Source organism: Aquimarina sp. MMG015, from assembly GCF_018100855.1.
Classification (GTDB): Bacteria; Bacteroidota; Bacteroidia; order Flavobacteriales; family Flavobacteriaceae; genus Aquimarina; species Aquimarina latercula.
Genome location: NZ_JAGJEB010000012.1, coordinates 1 through 14,261 on the forward strand (window position 1 = coordinate 1; position 14,261 = coordinate 14,261).

Sequence of the window (14,261 nt, forward strand, 5' to 3'; positions counted from 1 at the left end):
TGGTCCTTGTGCTCCAGTATCACCTTGTGGTCCCTGCGCACCAGTAGGTCCTTGCGCTCCAATGGTACCAATATTTGTTATTGTTCCATCTTCTGATGTATAGGTAAATGTACCATCTCCATTATCTAATAGTGTAGATATGGTTTCAGTAATACTTCCTCCACCGTTGGACAAGGTAATAGTATTGCCGGTTTGACTTAATATTTGGATTTCATTCGTTGGGTCAGAATCAGGGTCGTTAATAAGAGAGGTTAAATCGACTGATCCACCATCTTCTAATGTTAATACGTTAGTAATTGGGTCGAACGATAATACTTGATTATCGTTACCACTACATAGACTGGACCAACTATTATTGTTGAATTGAAAAATACATTCATCATCTGTATTATACACTAAGGCTCCATTTAATGGAGTGAGTGCATTCATTTGATTCGTATTGATTCTGGTTAAAACGAAAGCTTTATCCACGCTTTCTAGTTCCAAAATAGATGAAGTATCTATTTGATTTGGATTGTCACCAACTTTCACCTGTGCATATACATTGCTCAAAGATGAAAGTATACATATAAAAAGAAGTAATTTTACCTTCATAGGCTGTAGGAAATTTCTTTTCAAAAAAGAGTTTTACCTCTCTTTGTTTGGGGTTATCACGTAACTATTTTGTTTAAACAAAACTAGCCTTCTATCTAAGCTAATATAGATAAGTTGCTAATATATTAATATTTTCTTAACTACAAAAATACACATTTAATCCGATTAAATGCATTTTTTTTCGATAAAATACTTTTTTCAATCTATTTTAACTTGGATATAAGGTATAATTATTCAATGTTAAAGAATGATTTTTTTGATCTTAGGATCAATTGAAATTGTAATAAGAAATAAAATTAAAATTAAAAATATTTTTATTTTTAATAAAATATAATACATTTGCGAGCGCAAAAGCGGGAGTAGCTCAGTTGGTAGAGCGTCAGCCTTCCAAGCTGAATGTCGCCAGTTCGAACCTGGTCTCCCGCTCAAAGCTTCATCTTAATTAAGATGAAGCTTTTTTCTTTTTAATATTTTCTTGATTTTCAATAATTCAATATGTTTTTTATTTCCTATATAGAGGTTTTGTTAAGTAATACTTACATTCGTGATAACTGATTCCAAAAATTAATTATTTTATTTATGAATAGCAGAGGATTTACAAATATTATTAGATATTTTATGGATGAATGGTTACCGCCAGCTATAAGAGATTCTAAATTTTTTATGTTTCCGTTCTATTATTATGCATATAAGGGAAGGAATATAAAAACGGTAATGAACTTGAAATCCATAATTTTTAAGTGGTCAGAAGAAGAGTTTTCTGACTTTTACTCTAAAAGAGATACTCGGTTTTCTAATAGTAGACCGACTGATATGTCTAAACAATGTTTAAAACATGTATTTGAAAAAATAAAGTCTGATAATCAAACGTTTATTGATGTAGGATGCGGAAATGGTTTTTTACTTGATTATGCGAACAAAAAAGGTTTTAAAACTACTGGATGTGATATTATAGACGGTAAAAGCTTTACGCATAGTGAGTATTTTCAAGCTAATATAGAAAATTTGCCTTTTGAAGATGATTCCTTTGATGTGGTTTTCTCTACGCATACTTTGGAACATGTTATAGATTTTGAAAAAGCTGTTAGAGAATTAAAGAGAATTACTAAAAAAACTTTATGTGTAGTAGTTCCTTGTCAAAGAGCTTATTATTATACATTAGATGAGCATGTGCGGTTTTTTCCTTACAAATGGATGCTTGAACAAGAAATGAAAATGAAATTTTATTCTTGTAAAAAAGTACATGGTGACTTAGTATTTATAGGTAATATGGAAAAGGAAAAAAGTATTATTTTAAATTAATGACTAAGAAGTATTTGTTAAATATTGGCTTTTGGTTAAAATTTATTGGAATAATCTTATTCTTTTATTTGATATATAAAGTAGGTTGGGAAGAAACTTTTGAATCAATTAAAAAGATTTCTATTATTCATATCATTATTGCAGTATTTATTTTGTGGTTAGCTTTTTATTTAAAAAGTATAAGATGGAAAATTATTTCGAATTCATACGGAATTCCTTTAATGCACTATAAAGCCTTTAAAGTTTTCTTTATTGGTCTTTTTTTAGCTAATATCACTCCCGGGCGATTGGGAGATTTTGGGAGGTTACTTTATATTAAGGATGAATTACCTACTCAGAAAATAGGTTGGTCTAGCTTGATTATGGATCGTCTTTTTGATTTAATTAGTTTGTTGTTTTTTAGTTTATTAGCGTTGTTTTATTATCAGTTTAATTTTGATATTCTGAAACTACCAAATAACTATAAAGGGCTGGTATTTTTGTTTATAGGGGTGATATCTTTTTTTTTATTTATTTACGGGTTTAGAGGTAAATTTAACAGAATTATTAAGCCTTGGAGAAGAGCGTTTAATTCTCATAATCTTGGGTGGTCAAAAAGTATACTAAGTTTCGTAATTACCTGTCTTAGTATGATTATGATATACGGAATTTTTAATTATGTTGCTTGGGCTATGGATATTGAGATTGATCATTTAGGGTTATTTTTAGGGACTTTTGTTTTGGGAATACTGACATTACTTCCTGTTACAGTTTTAGGAATTGGAGTTCGCGAAACATCTTTAATTTTTATTTTTCAATTGTATGATCTTTCGGCTGAAGATGCTATAGCATTATCTTTAATTATATTTATTCTTCAATTAATTTCATTTATTCCCGGAGCTATTTTGTTTTATTTATCACCAATACGTTTAAAAGACTTAAGACAAATGAAATAGTAATTCTATTATTTGGATAACCTTTCGTTATCCTGAATATCCATCCACATTGCGAATAACAAAGATTGAAACCCTGATATGGTTAGGAAGATAAATATGATTAGGTAATCTGTTGGCGTTTTAGAATTTGGAACAAAAAAATTAGCTATTAACTGGTAGAAGAAATAACTATTAATGATACAAATAATAAAAGCTACCCAGTAAAGTAAATATAACGGATGAAAACTTCTATATAAATACTTTGTTTGAAGCCTTTTGAAAAAACAACGAACTAATAAAAAGAGTATGGGTAAAGATACTTTGATAATATTTAATTTTGATTTTTCACCTACACCATATATTGGTTTAATCTTTACTTCTCTAATAGTACAGAATGCAATATTAAGTTTTACTAATAAATCATTAGGCATTCCATATCTTTTATATATGTCATAAAGAGGTACAGAGTTTAGGGCATTGTTTGATATTGCGGTATATCCACTTTGGGTATCTGACACACCCCAGTATCCTGAGGCAATTTTGGTTAGTATGCTAAGAATTGAATTACCTAAAAAACGTACTCTTGGGATAATTACCCAAGCGCTTTTATGAATCAAGCGATTTCCTTTAACATAATCAATATCTTCTGCTATAACGGGTTTACATATAGATTCTAATTCATCTGGATCCATTTGTCCATCTCCAGCCATAACTGCTGTGCAATCAATATCATGATCTTTACACCACTTATATCCAGTCGCAATAGCTGCCCCAACACCTCCATTTTCTAGATGTTTAATTACAATTATTTTTTCTGTATTGGGATTTTTATTAAGAATTTCTGAAGGAGTAAATTTTTGAATTTCATCAATGCTTTTTCGCTTTACCTCAATATCCGCACGATTATATATATTAGGAGCAATTTCGTTGTTTAGGTTAGAAGTTAGTTCAAGAGTTGATGTGTTGTCGGTTAGGTTTTTTATTACTGTTCCGACAGTATCGTCTTTCGAAGCATCATCAACTACAATAATTCTATCAACAAAAGAAGGCATGCTATCTAGAACCATCATTATTTGTTGAGATTCGTTATAACAGGGTACTACTACTGCAACTGTTTTATTGTCAAGCATTATATTTTGGTTTTATTCTTTATTTGTTTTTTTGAGATTACTCGTGGCCCATTTTAAATTATTTTTTGCTAATGAATAATTTGGACTTAATTTAATTGCTTTTTGACAAGCTTCGGCTCCAAGTTTCCATTTTTGTAATTGATTGTACGCAGAACATATATTGTTATAAGCAAAAGCATTTTTCGGATCAATTTGTAATATTTTTTCGCAGGTTGTTATAACTAATTTATATTCTTTTATTTGATAATATTTTAAACTTAGATCTAAAAGCTTTATAGGATCTTTGGTGTTTTTTGTTTGATTTTTTAATGAGCTTATTTCCTCTTGTATTTTAGTTAAGTTTTTTGAAATGTTATTTAAAAGGTTCTTAGATAGAGTATGATTAGGGCTTTTTTGAAGCGCAATTTTTACGTGCTTTTCAGCTTTTAAATATTTTTTTTGATCAAAAAGAAATTTTGCATAATAATAGTCGGCAGAAGGAGAGCTCGTACTTAATTTAATTGCAGAATTGAAATATTCTTCAGCTTTACTATAATCTTTTTTAGCAGCGTGAAGAATTGCTAAATTTATATGTAAAACATAATAATTTGGACTTAATGAATAGGCTTTATTGAAGTAATTGAGTGCTATATCATAATTTCCTTTTTGCATTTGGGTCAAACCATAATTCATCTGTCCTCTTCCATTTTTAGGGCTTTTGACAACCACATCAAGCCAAATAGACTCAATGGAGTTCCAAACTTTATTTCTTTGAATAGTACCATATCCGTGGCCTAAAAGAATTAAAGCAATGATAGATATGATGTAAATGTTTTGTTTTTTTTCTTTCTCTATGGTCTTTTGTTTTTCAATAATTTTTAGTAATCCATATGGGACAGCAATAAAAAGTCCAATAAAAGGAAAAAACATTCTATGGTCGTTGGCGATTTGGAAAAGAGGATTTAGAGTTGTCGGCAATAAAGCAATAAAGAACCAAGCTATACCAAATGAAATAGGTCTTAATTCTTTTTTTAAAGCTGTTTTTACCATTGTAAATAACATTCCAATTATTATACTTAATCCAAATAGTGTTTTAAAGCTGTACCATGGCTTTATAATAGTGAAATCTGGATCTGCACTAAGGTTTATGGGTAAAATAAAGTTGCTTAAATAGTGTGTGATAATGTACCATTGTGTGCTGAAATATTCAAATCTTGTAACAAAATAATTAGTAGAATCTGTAGATTCGGGAGTTAGGTAATATTGATTTAAAATAAAGAGAGAAGAAGCTATAATTCCAGCAGGAGCAGTTTTTTTTAAAATTTTTAGGAGCTTGGTAAGAATATTTTTCTTAGAAGGAGATAAAACTTCATGTTCTTCAAAAAGTATTACGTAAGATACTAAAATAGGAAAAAACATGACCCCAGTTTGTTTTGTCCATATTCCAATAACCATAGTTATAAGATAAAGGTGCCATTTTCTAGTTGTAGTGTTTATGTATAAAATGAGAGAAGCTACAATACATAATGTTGAAAAAGAATCTGACCTAGCGCATATATAATTAATAGTTTCCGCATTTGCAGCATGAAACGCAAACCAAGCGGTTGCGAACAATGCAGTTAGCCCAACAAACTTATTTTTTGTTAGAGATGTTTTATAGATATGTTTCGATAACAGAAAAACTAATACAATTAATACTAAAAACCATAAAAAGATGTGGTAATGATAATAGTTAGAATCCAATTTTCCAGCAATATTGTAATCGATAGCGTTCATCAATGTGATTATAGGTCGGTACGCTCTATTTCCAGGTAATGAACTGAATGTATCTGCATCCTTGAAAAAAACAAGCCAATTATCTAAAGTTCTTATAGAATCGTTGTTTACGACTGTATGCATGTCATCGAAGATAAAGGGATTGTCGAAATGGTTGATGTATATAAAAAAAGTAGCAATTAGTATTACTACTAAGATTTTTAATTCGAATTTTTTGGAAGTAAAATTTTTAAACATCTAGCTTTAAAATTTTAATTGTACTTGGGGATTGGATTGCTTATAGTTTATTAAGATCTGGGATTGTAGTATCCTTTGTTTTTAGTATTAATGGGTTTAAATATAGTTGTTTTTATGTCTTTTTAATTGTATTGAAGATAAATATTTTTTGTTTATGTTAAGTATTTATTTGTTTGATAAATAACCCTGATGAATTTAAATCGAAAATAATTAGGCTTTAAAAAAGTATTTTTTCTAAAACAAATAAACAAAATGAATTATTTTATATTTGGGAGACACATATTCTGTATAGTGAGACTAACAAAGTTTCTTACAGAAATAAATTAACCAAATGGATAAGAATTATTTTGCTCATGAAACGTCAGTGGTAGATGATGGATGTTTTATAGGAGAAGGTAGTAAAATATGGCATTTTTCTCATATTATGCCTAGTTCCGTAATAGGTAGAAAATGTAACATAGGACAAAATGTAGTGGTTTCACCAGAAGTAATTTTAGGGGATAATGTAAAAGTTCAAAATAACGTTTCTTTGTACACGGGAATTGTTTGTGATGATGATGTTTTTTTGGGACCTTCTTGTGTTTTTACTAATGTTACCAATCCTAGAAGTGTTATAAGTAGGAAAAATGAATACGCCAAAACTCATGTGGGTAAAGGAGCTACTATTGGAGCTAATGCTACTATTGTTTGTGGCAATAATATTGGTATGTATGCATTTATAGGTGCTGGTACGGTTGTTACAAAAGAAGTGAAACCATATGCCCTAGTTGTTGGGAATCCTGCCAAGCAAATAGGATGGATGAGCGAATATGGACATAGACTGGATTTTAATGCGGATGATATAGCTGTCTGTCCAGAAAGTAAAGAGAAATATGAACTTATCGGAGGAAGCGTTTTTAAAATTTAATAGATGAAAAATAAGAACTTTGCAATTATGGGTGTTGGAGGTTATATAGCTCCAAGGCACTTAAAAGCAATTAAGGATACAGAGAATAATCTGATAGCTGCACTAGATAAATTCGATAGCGTTGGTGTTATTGATAGTTATTTCCCTGAATCACATTTTTTCGTGGAATTTGAACGTTTTGATAGACATATAGAAAAATTAAAGAGAAGAAGAAATATACAACTTGATTATGTTAGTATTTGTACACCAAATTATTTACATGATTCTCATATTAGAATGGCATTAAGAAGAGGAGCAAGTGCAATATGTGAGAAACCACTAGTTCTTAATCCTTGGAATATAGACACATTGGTTGAGATTGAAAAAGAATCTGAAGGGAAAGTAAATACTATTTTGCAATTGAGATTGCATCCAAGTATTATAGCATTAAAGGAGAATGTAGATAATGGTCCTAAAGATAAGATTTATGATTTCGACTTGACTTACCTAACTTCTCGCGGTAATTGGTATCACGCTTCTTGGAAAGGTGATGTTTCTAAATCTGGTGGAATAGCAACAAATATTGGGGTTCATTTTTACGATATGTTATCTTGGGTTTTTGGAAAGGTTAAAGGAAACAAAGTTCATTTATTGACAGATGATAGTGCTTCTGGATTTTTAGAATTCGAAAAAGCTAGGGTTCGTTGGTTTTTATCTATTAATTACGAGAATATTCCAGAAGTTATTAAAGCACAAGGAAAAAGAACATATCGCTCAATTACCATTGATAATGAAGAAATAGAGTTTAGTACTGGGTTTACAGAGTTACATACACGTAGTTATAAGAGTATATTAGAAGGTAAAGGTTATGGACTTATGGATGCTAAAACCTCAATACAAATTGTCCATGATATTAGAAATGCTGAAATTGTTTCTTTAAAAGAAGATTACCACCCTTTTGTGAAGAAAGTAATTTAGATTTCTTGTTTTGAATAATGTCGAATCTCAATAACCAAAAATGAATAAGCAAAATATCTCAATTGTAATATCATTGTTTAATGAAGAGAAGGGTGTGATTCATTTTTGGAATTCGTTGGAGAGCGTATTGATTTCCATGCCAGAGAGAAGTTTTGAACTTATATGGGTAAATGATGGAAGTACTGATGGAACGCAAAGGTTAATTGATGAAATAAGAAAAGAAAAATCATTGAATAATATTAAAAATATTAGCATTGAGTTTTCTAAAAATTTCGGGCATGAATCTGCAATGATAGCAGGGATTGATAATGCTTCCGGAGATGCAATTATTTGTATAGATTCTGATGGCCAACACCCGCCAGCAGAAATACCTAAGATGATTAATGCTTTTAATGAAGGAAATGATATTGTATTAATGCAGCGTTTAGAAAGAGGTGATAATAGCTATGTTAAAAAGAAATTTTCAAAATTCTTTTATCAAATAATAAATTACTTGTCAGCCATTAAATTTGAAGAAAATTCCACTGATTTCTTTTTAGTTTCTAATCGTATTAAAGTTATACTTGCCTCTAATTTTCGAGACCGTAATAGATTTATACGAGGTTTTATACAATCATTAGGTTTTTCTAAAAGTAAATTATCGTTCAGCGCACCTGCAAGAGAATATGGAGAGAGTAATTATTCTTATCTCATGTTGCTTAAGTTAGCCTTTAATGCAATATTTTCTTTTTCTAATAAGCCATTGAGAATTAGTGTTTTGTTGTCGGCTGTTTTTATTTTATTTACTTTAGGAATGATAGGGTATACATTATATACTTATTTAAACGGAACTTCAGCTCCGTCAGGATATAACACTATTATAATTTTTATGTCAGCTTCTTTTTCAATTCTGTTTGTTACACTTTCTATCTTGTCACTTTATTTCGAAAAATTAATACAAGAAATGCGTAAAAGACCTATTTATATTATTAAGCAAAAAAATGATTAGTATGAATTCATTGATGAACATAACTGGTCGTTTTGAAGTGTTTTTAAAAAGTAAAAAAGGGCTTGTCACAATTTTGTTGTCAATAATTCTTTTTAATACTGGATTGTATGTAAAATCTAGTTATAGTGATTATTCTTCAATTCAAGCTAGAAGGGATGCTTCAGGTTTCTCCCACGATAAAGCATATAAATTTGCTTATTTTTATTTCTACACAGGTCATTTCCCTTTAGCTACATTAAATACTGATTTAAAATATTCTGAAGAAGGTGCAAATAAAGAAATAACCAATAGAGGTAAGGATTTGATTATGGAATATAAGCATTGGTCGAGACTTGGTGAAAGTGCTCGAATTTTAGCTTATTTACCGAATGCTTATCTTAAAGGCTCTCCAGAAAACCCTTCTATTAAATTGTTTAATGCTTTCGTGTTTACTATTGGGCTGTTACTATTATTCTTTGGGTTTTGGAGACTAAGAAAACCAATGTTTGGTTTTCTTTTGTGTGTTTTAATCAATAGCACTCCTTTTTTTCTTTATGAAGTGTATTCCCATGAAAATATTTTTGGATTAATGGCTTCTGTTTTTTTTATAATATTAGGGCTAAATGTAAATGTATTGTTTTCTGCATCTATTGATTATTTTAAATTAATTTTGACGGCAATAATTTCTGGGATAACGATTGGTTTTTTTAGTGAATTTAGAAATGAAATTTCAGTAGTTTTAGTTTCATTGTTATTGATCTATATGTTGTCTAAACATATTAAGTTAATTCCGAAAATAATTTTAGTTTTAACAGTTGTATTTTTCTTTAATTCTTGTAAGTCATATATTAGAAATGAGTTTAATCTAAAGTTTGAAAAGACCAGTCATTTAGTAAGTCTTTATGGAGGGCATGTGTATAATGGAGCTAAAATTAAGGGTCATAATTTTTGGCACCCTATGTTTTGCGGATTAGGAGATTTTGATACTAAATATGGGTATGAATGGAATGATATAAAAGCATACAATTATGCAATTCCTATTCTAAATAATAGGTATAGTATGAATATCCATTATTCGGGTAAATATCAGACAGATGATTACTACGATGATTATAGGTTGTATTATAAAAAACCAGAAGAATTATCACATTATGAAGAAGTGGTGAAAGAAAAAGTGTTGACGGACATAAAAAATGATCCTTTTTGGTATGCTAATATCATAGTAAAAAGAATATTTAGGACATTAACAACAACAATACCTGTACCTTACTTAGGTTTATTATTATTTCCAGTTTTTTATTTTTTGTTAAAGCGGAAAGATTGGGACTGGATCAAGCTTATTATAGTTTCTCTTCCTTTATCAGCTACTTCTATTATAGTACATTCAGGAAAAGGTACTACTTATAACTCATTATTCGTTTATTTTGTATTGGTGATTATTTGTGTTCAATTATATGACCATTACAGACGGAAGGCCGATATCACTTAAAATATAGAAAACCCAGTTAAGGTTGTTAATCTTTCTAATGCATACATTCCTAATTCAGAATTTCCTTTTGGGTTTAATGGGGGGCTCCAGGTTGTAACGGCATATTGACCTGGATGAATAGCAGCAATTCCACCACCAACACCACTTTTGCCAGGCAAACCTACTCTAAAACTAAACTCTCCTGCTTCATCATAAAAACCACAAGTTTGCATAATAGCATTAATACGTTTTGTTTTTCTTTCAGAAATCACTTGTTTTTCATCAAATAGAGTTCTTCCAGAATTTGCATAAACCATAAAAGCGGTCGCTAATTCTTTACAAGACATAGCTATAGAACATTGGTAAATGTACAAGTCTAATACAGTTTCTATGTCGTTTTTGATATTGCCAAAAGATTTCATTAAATGCAGTAGAGAAGCATTTCTATGACTATATTTCATTTCAGAATTAAAAACTTTCGAGTTAACATCAATAGTTGTATTTCCCGCGATTTTACGAATAAATTCTAAAAGTTGTTTCTTGGGATTTTCTAGCGTCGAAACTAAGACATCAGCAATAACCAGAGCACCTGAATTTATCAAAGGATTTCTTGGTATTCCGTTTTCGTATTCTAATTGTACTAAAGAATTAAAAGGATCTCCAGAAGGTTCTACATCTACACGTTCAAATAATTCATCATCTAATAAAGACATCGCCAGTGTTAAAGAAAATACTTTAGATATACTTTGAATGGAAAATTGTTCCTGTTCATTTCCAAAACCATAATGACCTGAGCTAATACAATATAAATGCATTCCAAATTTATTTGGATCCACTTTAGCCAATTCAGGAATATAGGAGGCTACCTTTCCATTATTTTGTTTATTCGATAATTCTTCTTGAATGGTGTCAAGAATTTTTTGGTACTGCATACAAAGTTTAATTTAAACCTAATAAAGAGCTATCGGGCTCTATTTCATAAGGAGTTTTGTTTTGTTCAAAAACCCTAGCAGAGAATTCTCCCTTTAATTGAATATCATTCTCCTGAATTCTTAACCAACTCCCTTCTCTAAGTCCAACTACAGGTTGTGGATTTAACTTATGAAATTCTTTAATACGTGTTTCCCTAGTTTCTCCTTTATGCGTAGAGTTTGGATCAGGGTCTAAATAATGTGCGTTTATATTAAAAGGCATAACCCCTAGTGTTTTAAGACTTGGAGGATGTACAATAGGCATATCATTAGTGGTCTGCATGGTAAGCCCACAAATATTACTTCCAGCACTGGTGCCTAAATAAGGAACACCTGTGTCAATTGCTTGTTTAAGAGGTTCTAGTACATTATTTCTATATAATTGATTAACGAGTAGGAACGTATTTCCTCCACCAGTAAAAACTCCTTGTGTATTTTCGAATGCTTCCGTTATATCAGAAAACATATGGATCCCAAGTATTCTTTTATTTATTTTCTTAAAAATATTGTTAACTCCTATGGTATATTCATCTAGGGAGATCCCTCCTGGACGTGCATATGGGATAAACAAAATTTGCTCAGAATCTTTATAAAGTTCAATTAAAGTATCAAATAAATATTCTAATGGACCACTTCCATGGATGGTAGAGGTACTTGCAATGACACAGTTTTGCATATAATTGTTTTTAGTAAAGGTAGTTTAACGTTTTCTTATAGAGAAATCTTCAAAACATATTGAAAAAATATAGTATCTTCAATACATACAAATTTAACCCAGCTAACTATGAAAATGAAATTATCCCTACTATTTATATGCTTTACAATTAGTTTTTCTTTTGCCCAAATAACTTCGAGAGTTATGATTGATGGTCGCGTGAGTGCCCCCATTGGTGATGATGTAGAGGGTGTTGTTGTCTATAATTTAACTACTAAAAAAGGGACTATTACAGATGATAAAGGTAATTTTAGGATAAGTGTTGGCACCAATGATAAAATAGAGGTAATTGCGATGCAATATCAAAAGTTTGTTGTATTAATTGATAAAGGGGTATTAAATAATAGGAGATTGAATATTTTTTTGAATGAATCCGTTAATCTGCTAGATGAAGTTATTGTTACTCCATACGATCTGTTGGGTAACGTTTCTATTGATGTTAAAAAAATTGATGTTTCGGAGAGTGGATTAGATGATGTTGCTAGACTTACCTCCGATAGAATTAATGATACAGATTATGATTGGACAGCGGATGAATTATCTGAGTTAGAAAACAAAGTCTTTTTAGAGGATAGGATGATTTATGGACTTAATTTTGTAAACCTTTTTAAAGTAGTTTTTAAAAATAAAGACAATAATGATGATAAGACCCCTGCTGATATTGATGTAAAGGTCAGAAAAATGTATAATGATGAGTTTTTTAAAACAAACTTAGCGTTAGAAATGGATCAAATTAATGATTTTATCTTTTTTGCAGAAGAAAATGGGTTAGATAAATCATACCTAGAAGAAGGTAATGAATTGAATCTTCTCGAATTTTTGGTGTCTCAAAGTAAAGTTTATAAAGATCGTAAATAACGTTTTTAATAGCGCAACATTTTTAAAGACCTTTCGTCTTTTGAATTAGTATGACAGGGTTTCTAGGTTTATCCATAAGAAAACATATCGAATCGGGTCATAAAACTAATTCATCATATGGCCAGAATTTTACCTATTCTTATATTTTTTGTTGTTATAACTAACACTTTTGGACAATCTCAAAGATTAAAGGGAGTTATCGTTGCTGATTCATTAGATGGATTTGCCATAAATATTGTAAACTATACTAAGAAGATAGGAACTACCAATGATGACAAAGGTTATTTTGAAATTCCTGTATCAATTAATGATTCCATTATTTTTTCTTCTGTCCAATATGAGATAGTCTCTCTTGTTGTAGGAGATTTTGATATAAATAACGAAGATTTTCGAATAAAACTGACTCCTATTGTAAGAAAACTGGATCAAGTAAATGTTAGTAACATTAATCTTTCAGGAAATATTGATAAAGATACTAAAGGTATTAAGACAAAACCTTTTGTAAGTAATAAGAGTTTGGGGCTCCCATTTAGAGATATAAAACAACCTACCCAAGTAGAAAGAAGAATCTATACTGCAAAATCTGGAATTATAGATCGCCCGATTAATTATTTAAATGGAACGCTAAAAAAATTAAAAAAAATAAAAGCTATTCAGGATTTAGATAAACTAATTCATAAAGGTGAAACCTCATTTAGTGTTGCATTTTTCACAAATGATTTGGGATTGTCAGAAGATCTAATATCTGATTTTATGTATTATTGCGCGGAAGATAGCTATTTTGAAAACTTATTAGAAAACACTAAAAAATTATCATTATTAGAGTTTTTTCAGACCAAAGCAAAGTCCTATAAAGAGTTTAAAGAAATTGATAAATAACTTTCTTTTTATTTAATAAAACATTTTTGGCATAATATTTTATGTCAAAATAGTACATTTACCATCGTATAAATTATTTTAAATTGAAGAAATTATTAATTATTTTATCAGTATTTCTGGTTTCATTGAGTTCGTTTACCGCCTTACATAAATTCTATGTTAGTGTAACACAAATAGAATATAAAGAAGAAGAGAAATCTTTGCAGATTATTTCCAGGATTTTTGTCGATGATATAGAAGAAGTTCTTAGAAAAAGATATGATGAGACGATAGAGTTAGTTTCTAATGAACAGGAAGAAAAGGTAGATCAGTATCTAACTACATATTTAAAACAAAAGCTATCTATTACAGTAAATGGAGAGGAAGTCTTTTTTAATTTCATAGGGAAAGAATATGATAATGATTTAGTCCTGTGTTATCTAGAGGTAGAAAATGTAGAATCCTTAAAAACAATAGTTGTTTCTAATCAAGTTTTGATGGACTTCTTTGATGATCAGCAGAATATCATACACGTTAAAAAACAAAAAAAACGTAAAAGCCTTATACTCGAAAAAGAAAAAGATCAAGGCATGTTAAAGTTTAGTGAATAAATCACTAAACTTTTAAA

Annotated in this window: 14 protein-coding genes and 1 tRNA gene; 10 read left to right on the forward strand and 5 right to left on the reverse strand. The window is 29.8% G+C overall.

Annotation, left to right across the window (positions count from 1 at the left end):
- Nucleotides 1-594: collagen-like protein (locus J8L88_RS19230; protein WP_211061592.1), on the reverse strand; the 594-nt coding region annotated here is incomplete at its 3' end.
- A 353-nt stretch (nt 595-947) separates the two neighbouring features.
- Between J8L88_RS19230 and J8L88_RS19235 the strand changes: the two genes are divergently transcribed.
- The 3 genes from J8L88_RS19235 (at nt 948) to J8L88_RS19245 (ending at nt 2,831) form a co-directional block, all read left to right on the forward strand.
- Nucleotides 948-1,020: transfer RNA gene (locus J8L88_RS19235), tRNA-Gly, on the forward strand.
- A gap of 153 nt (nt 1,021-1,173) precedes the next feature.
- Nucleotides 1,174-1,896, forward strand: a complete 723-nt coding sequence (locus J8L88_RS19240) for a methyltransferase domain-containing protein (RefSeq protein WP_027393683.1) — start codon at nt 1,174-1,176, stop codon at nt 1,894-1,896.
- Nucleotides 1,896-2,831 (forward strand): lysylphosphatidylglycerol synthase transmembrane domain-containing protein, encoded by a 936-nt coding sequence (locus J8L88_RS19245; RefSeq protein ID WP_211061593.1) that lies wholly within the window; start codon nt 1,896-1,898, stop codon nt 2,829-2,831. The genes J8L88_RS19240 and J8L88_RS19245 overlap by 1 nt, the downstream gene beginning before the upstream one ends.
- A gap of 8 nt (nt 2,832-2,839) precedes the next feature.
- Here J8L88_RS19245 and J8L88_RS19250 read toward each other — a convergent pair whose 3' ends face one another.
- Together J8L88_RS19250 and J8L88_RS19255 are read right to left on the reverse strand one after the other, a co-directional pair.
- On the reverse strand, nt 2,840-3,940 hold the full coding sequence (locus tag J8L88_RS19250; RefSeq protein WP_027393685.1) for a glycosyltransferase family 2 protein: 1,101 nt from the start codon (nt 3,938-3,940) through the stop codon (nt 2,840-2,842).
- 12 nt (nt 3,941-3,952) lie between these two features.
- Nucleotides 3,953-5,818 (reverse strand): lipopolysaccharide assembly protein LapB, encoded by a 1,866-nt coding sequence (locus tag J8L88_RS19255; protein WP_211061594.1) that lies wholly within the window; start codon nt 5,816-5,818, stop codon nt 3,953-3,955.
- 445 nt (nt 5,819-6,263) lie between these two features.
- Between J8L88_RS19255 and J8L88_RS19260 the strand changes: the two genes are divergently transcribed.
- Genes J8L88_RS19260 through J8L88_RS19275 form a run of 4 tightly spaced genes read left to right on the forward strand, consistent with a single transcriptional unit; the run spans nt 6,264 to nt 10,252 of the window.
- Complete coding sequence (locus J8L88_RS19260) at nt 6,264-6,839, forward strand: acyltransferase (RefSeq protein ID WP_211061595.1); 576 nt, start codon at nt 6,264-6,266, stop codon at nt 6,837-6,839.
- Nucleotides 6,840-6,842: 3 nt separating this feature from the next.
- A complete protein-coding gene (locus J8L88_RS19265) occupies nt 6,843-7,796 on the forward strand; it encodes a Gfo/Idh/MocA family protein (RefSeq protein ID WP_211061596.1) in 954 nt (317 codons plus the stop codon).
- Nucleotides 7,797-7,836: 40 nt separating this feature from the next.
- The gene (locus tag J8L88_RS19270) at nt 7,837-8,784 is read left to right on the forward strand and encodes a glycosyltransferase family 2 protein (protein WP_027393689.1); all 948 of its coding nucleotides are present in this window, start codon (nt 7,837-7,839) and stop codon (nt 8,782-8,784) included.
- Between the two features lies 1 nt (nt 8,785).
- Nucleotides 8,786-10,252, forward strand: coding sequence for a hypothetical protein (locus J8L88_RS19275; RefSeq protein ID WP_147404125.1), 1,467 nt, complete (start codon nt 8,786-8,788; stop codon nt 10,250-10,252).
- On the opposite strand, the gene J8L88_RS19280 is transcribed toward J8L88_RS19275, so the two are convergent.
- Complete coding sequence (locus J8L88_RS19280; RefSeq protein WP_027393691.1) at nt 10,249-11,163, reverse strand: glutaminase; 915 nt, start codon at nt 11,161-11,163, stop codon at nt 10,249-10,251. The genes J8L88_RS19275 and J8L88_RS19280 overlap by 4 nt on opposite strands.
- Nucleotides 11,164-11,170: 7 nt before the next feature.
- Nucleotides 11,171-11,878, reverse strand: coding sequence for a dipeptidase PepE (gene pepE, locus J8L88_RS19285; protein ID WP_211061597.1), 708 nt, complete (start codon nt 11,876-11,878; stop codon nt 11,171-11,173).
- Nucleotides 11,879-11,986: 108 nt separating this feature from the next.
- On the opposite strand from pepE, the gene J8L88_RS19290 reads away from it, so the two are divergent.
- The 3 genes from J8L88_RS19290 to J8L88_RS19300 all read left to right on the forward strand — a co-directional run bounded on the left by J8L88_RS19290 (nt 11,987) and on the right by J8L88_RS19300 (nt 14,244).
- Nucleotides 11,987-12,775: a carboxypeptidase-like regulatory domain-containing protein gene (locus J8L88_RS19290; protein WP_035085682.1), complete on the forward strand. Its 789-nt coding sequence runs from the start codon at nt 11,987-11,989 to the stop codon at nt 12,773-12,775.
- Between the two features lie 117 nt (nt 12,776-12,892).
- Entirely contained in the window at nt 12,893-13,654 is a 762-nt protein-coding gene (locus J8L88_RS19295) for a hypothetical protein (protein ID WP_211061598.1), read from the forward strand.
- Between the two features lie 83 nt (nt 13,655-13,737).
- The gene (locus J8L88_RS19300; protein WP_211061599.1) at nt 13,738-14,244 is read left to right on the forward strand and encodes a DUF6702 family protein; all 507 of its coding nucleotides are present in this window, start codon (nt 13,738-13,740) and stop codon (nt 14,242-14,244) included.
- Nucleotides 14,245-14,261: the final 17 nt, after the last annotated feature.

Bases quoted from the DNA above. Each gene is read 5' to 3' on its own strand.
- J8L88_RS19240 (WP_027393683.1), top strand. From the start codon at position 1,174: ATGAATAGCAGAGGATTTACAAATATTATTAGATATTTTATGGATGAA.
- J8L88_RS19245 (WP_211061593.1), top strand. From the start codon at position 1,896: ATGACTAAGAAGTATTTGTTAAATATTGGCTTTTGGTTAAAATTTATT.
- J8L88_RS19250 (WP_027393685.1), bottom strand. From the start codon at position 3,940: ATGCTTGACAATAAAACAGTTGCAGTAGTAGTACCCTGTTATAACGAA.
- J8L88_RS19255 (WP_211061594.1), bottom strand. From the start codon at position 5,818: ATGCATACAGTCGTAAACAACGATTCTATAAGAACTTTAGATAATTGG.
- J8L88_RS19260 (WP_211061595.1), top strand. From the start codon at position 6,264: ATGGATAAGAATTATTTTGCTCATGAAACGTCAGTGGTAGATGATGGA.
- J8L88_RS19265 (WP_211061596.1), top strand. From the start codon at position 6,843: ATGAAAAATAAGAACTTTGCAATTATGGGTGTTGGAGGTTATATAGCT.
- J8L88_RS19270 (WP_027393689.1), top strand. From the start codon at position 7,837: ATGAATAAGCAAAATATCTCAATTGTAATATCATTGTTTAATGAAGAG.
- J8L88_RS19275 (WP_147404125.1), top strand. From the start codon at position 8,786: ATGAATTCATTGATGAACATAACTGGTCGTTTTGAAGTGTTTTTAAAA.
- J8L88_RS19280 (WP_027393691.1), bottom strand. From the start codon at position 11,163: ATGCAGTACCAAAAAATTCTTGACACCATTCAAGAAGAATTATCGAAT.
- pepE (WP_211061597.1), bottom strand. From the start codon at position 11,878: ATGCAAAACTGTGTCATTGCAAGTACCTCTACCATCCATGGAAGTGGT.
- J8L88_RS19290 (WP_035085682.1), top strand. From the start codon at position 11,987: ATGAAAATGAAATTATCCCTACTATTTATATGCTTTACAATTAGTTTT.
- J8L88_RS19295 (WP_211061598.1), top strand. From the start codon at position 12,893: ATGGCCAGAATTTTACCTATTCTTATATTTTTTGTTGTTATAACTAAC.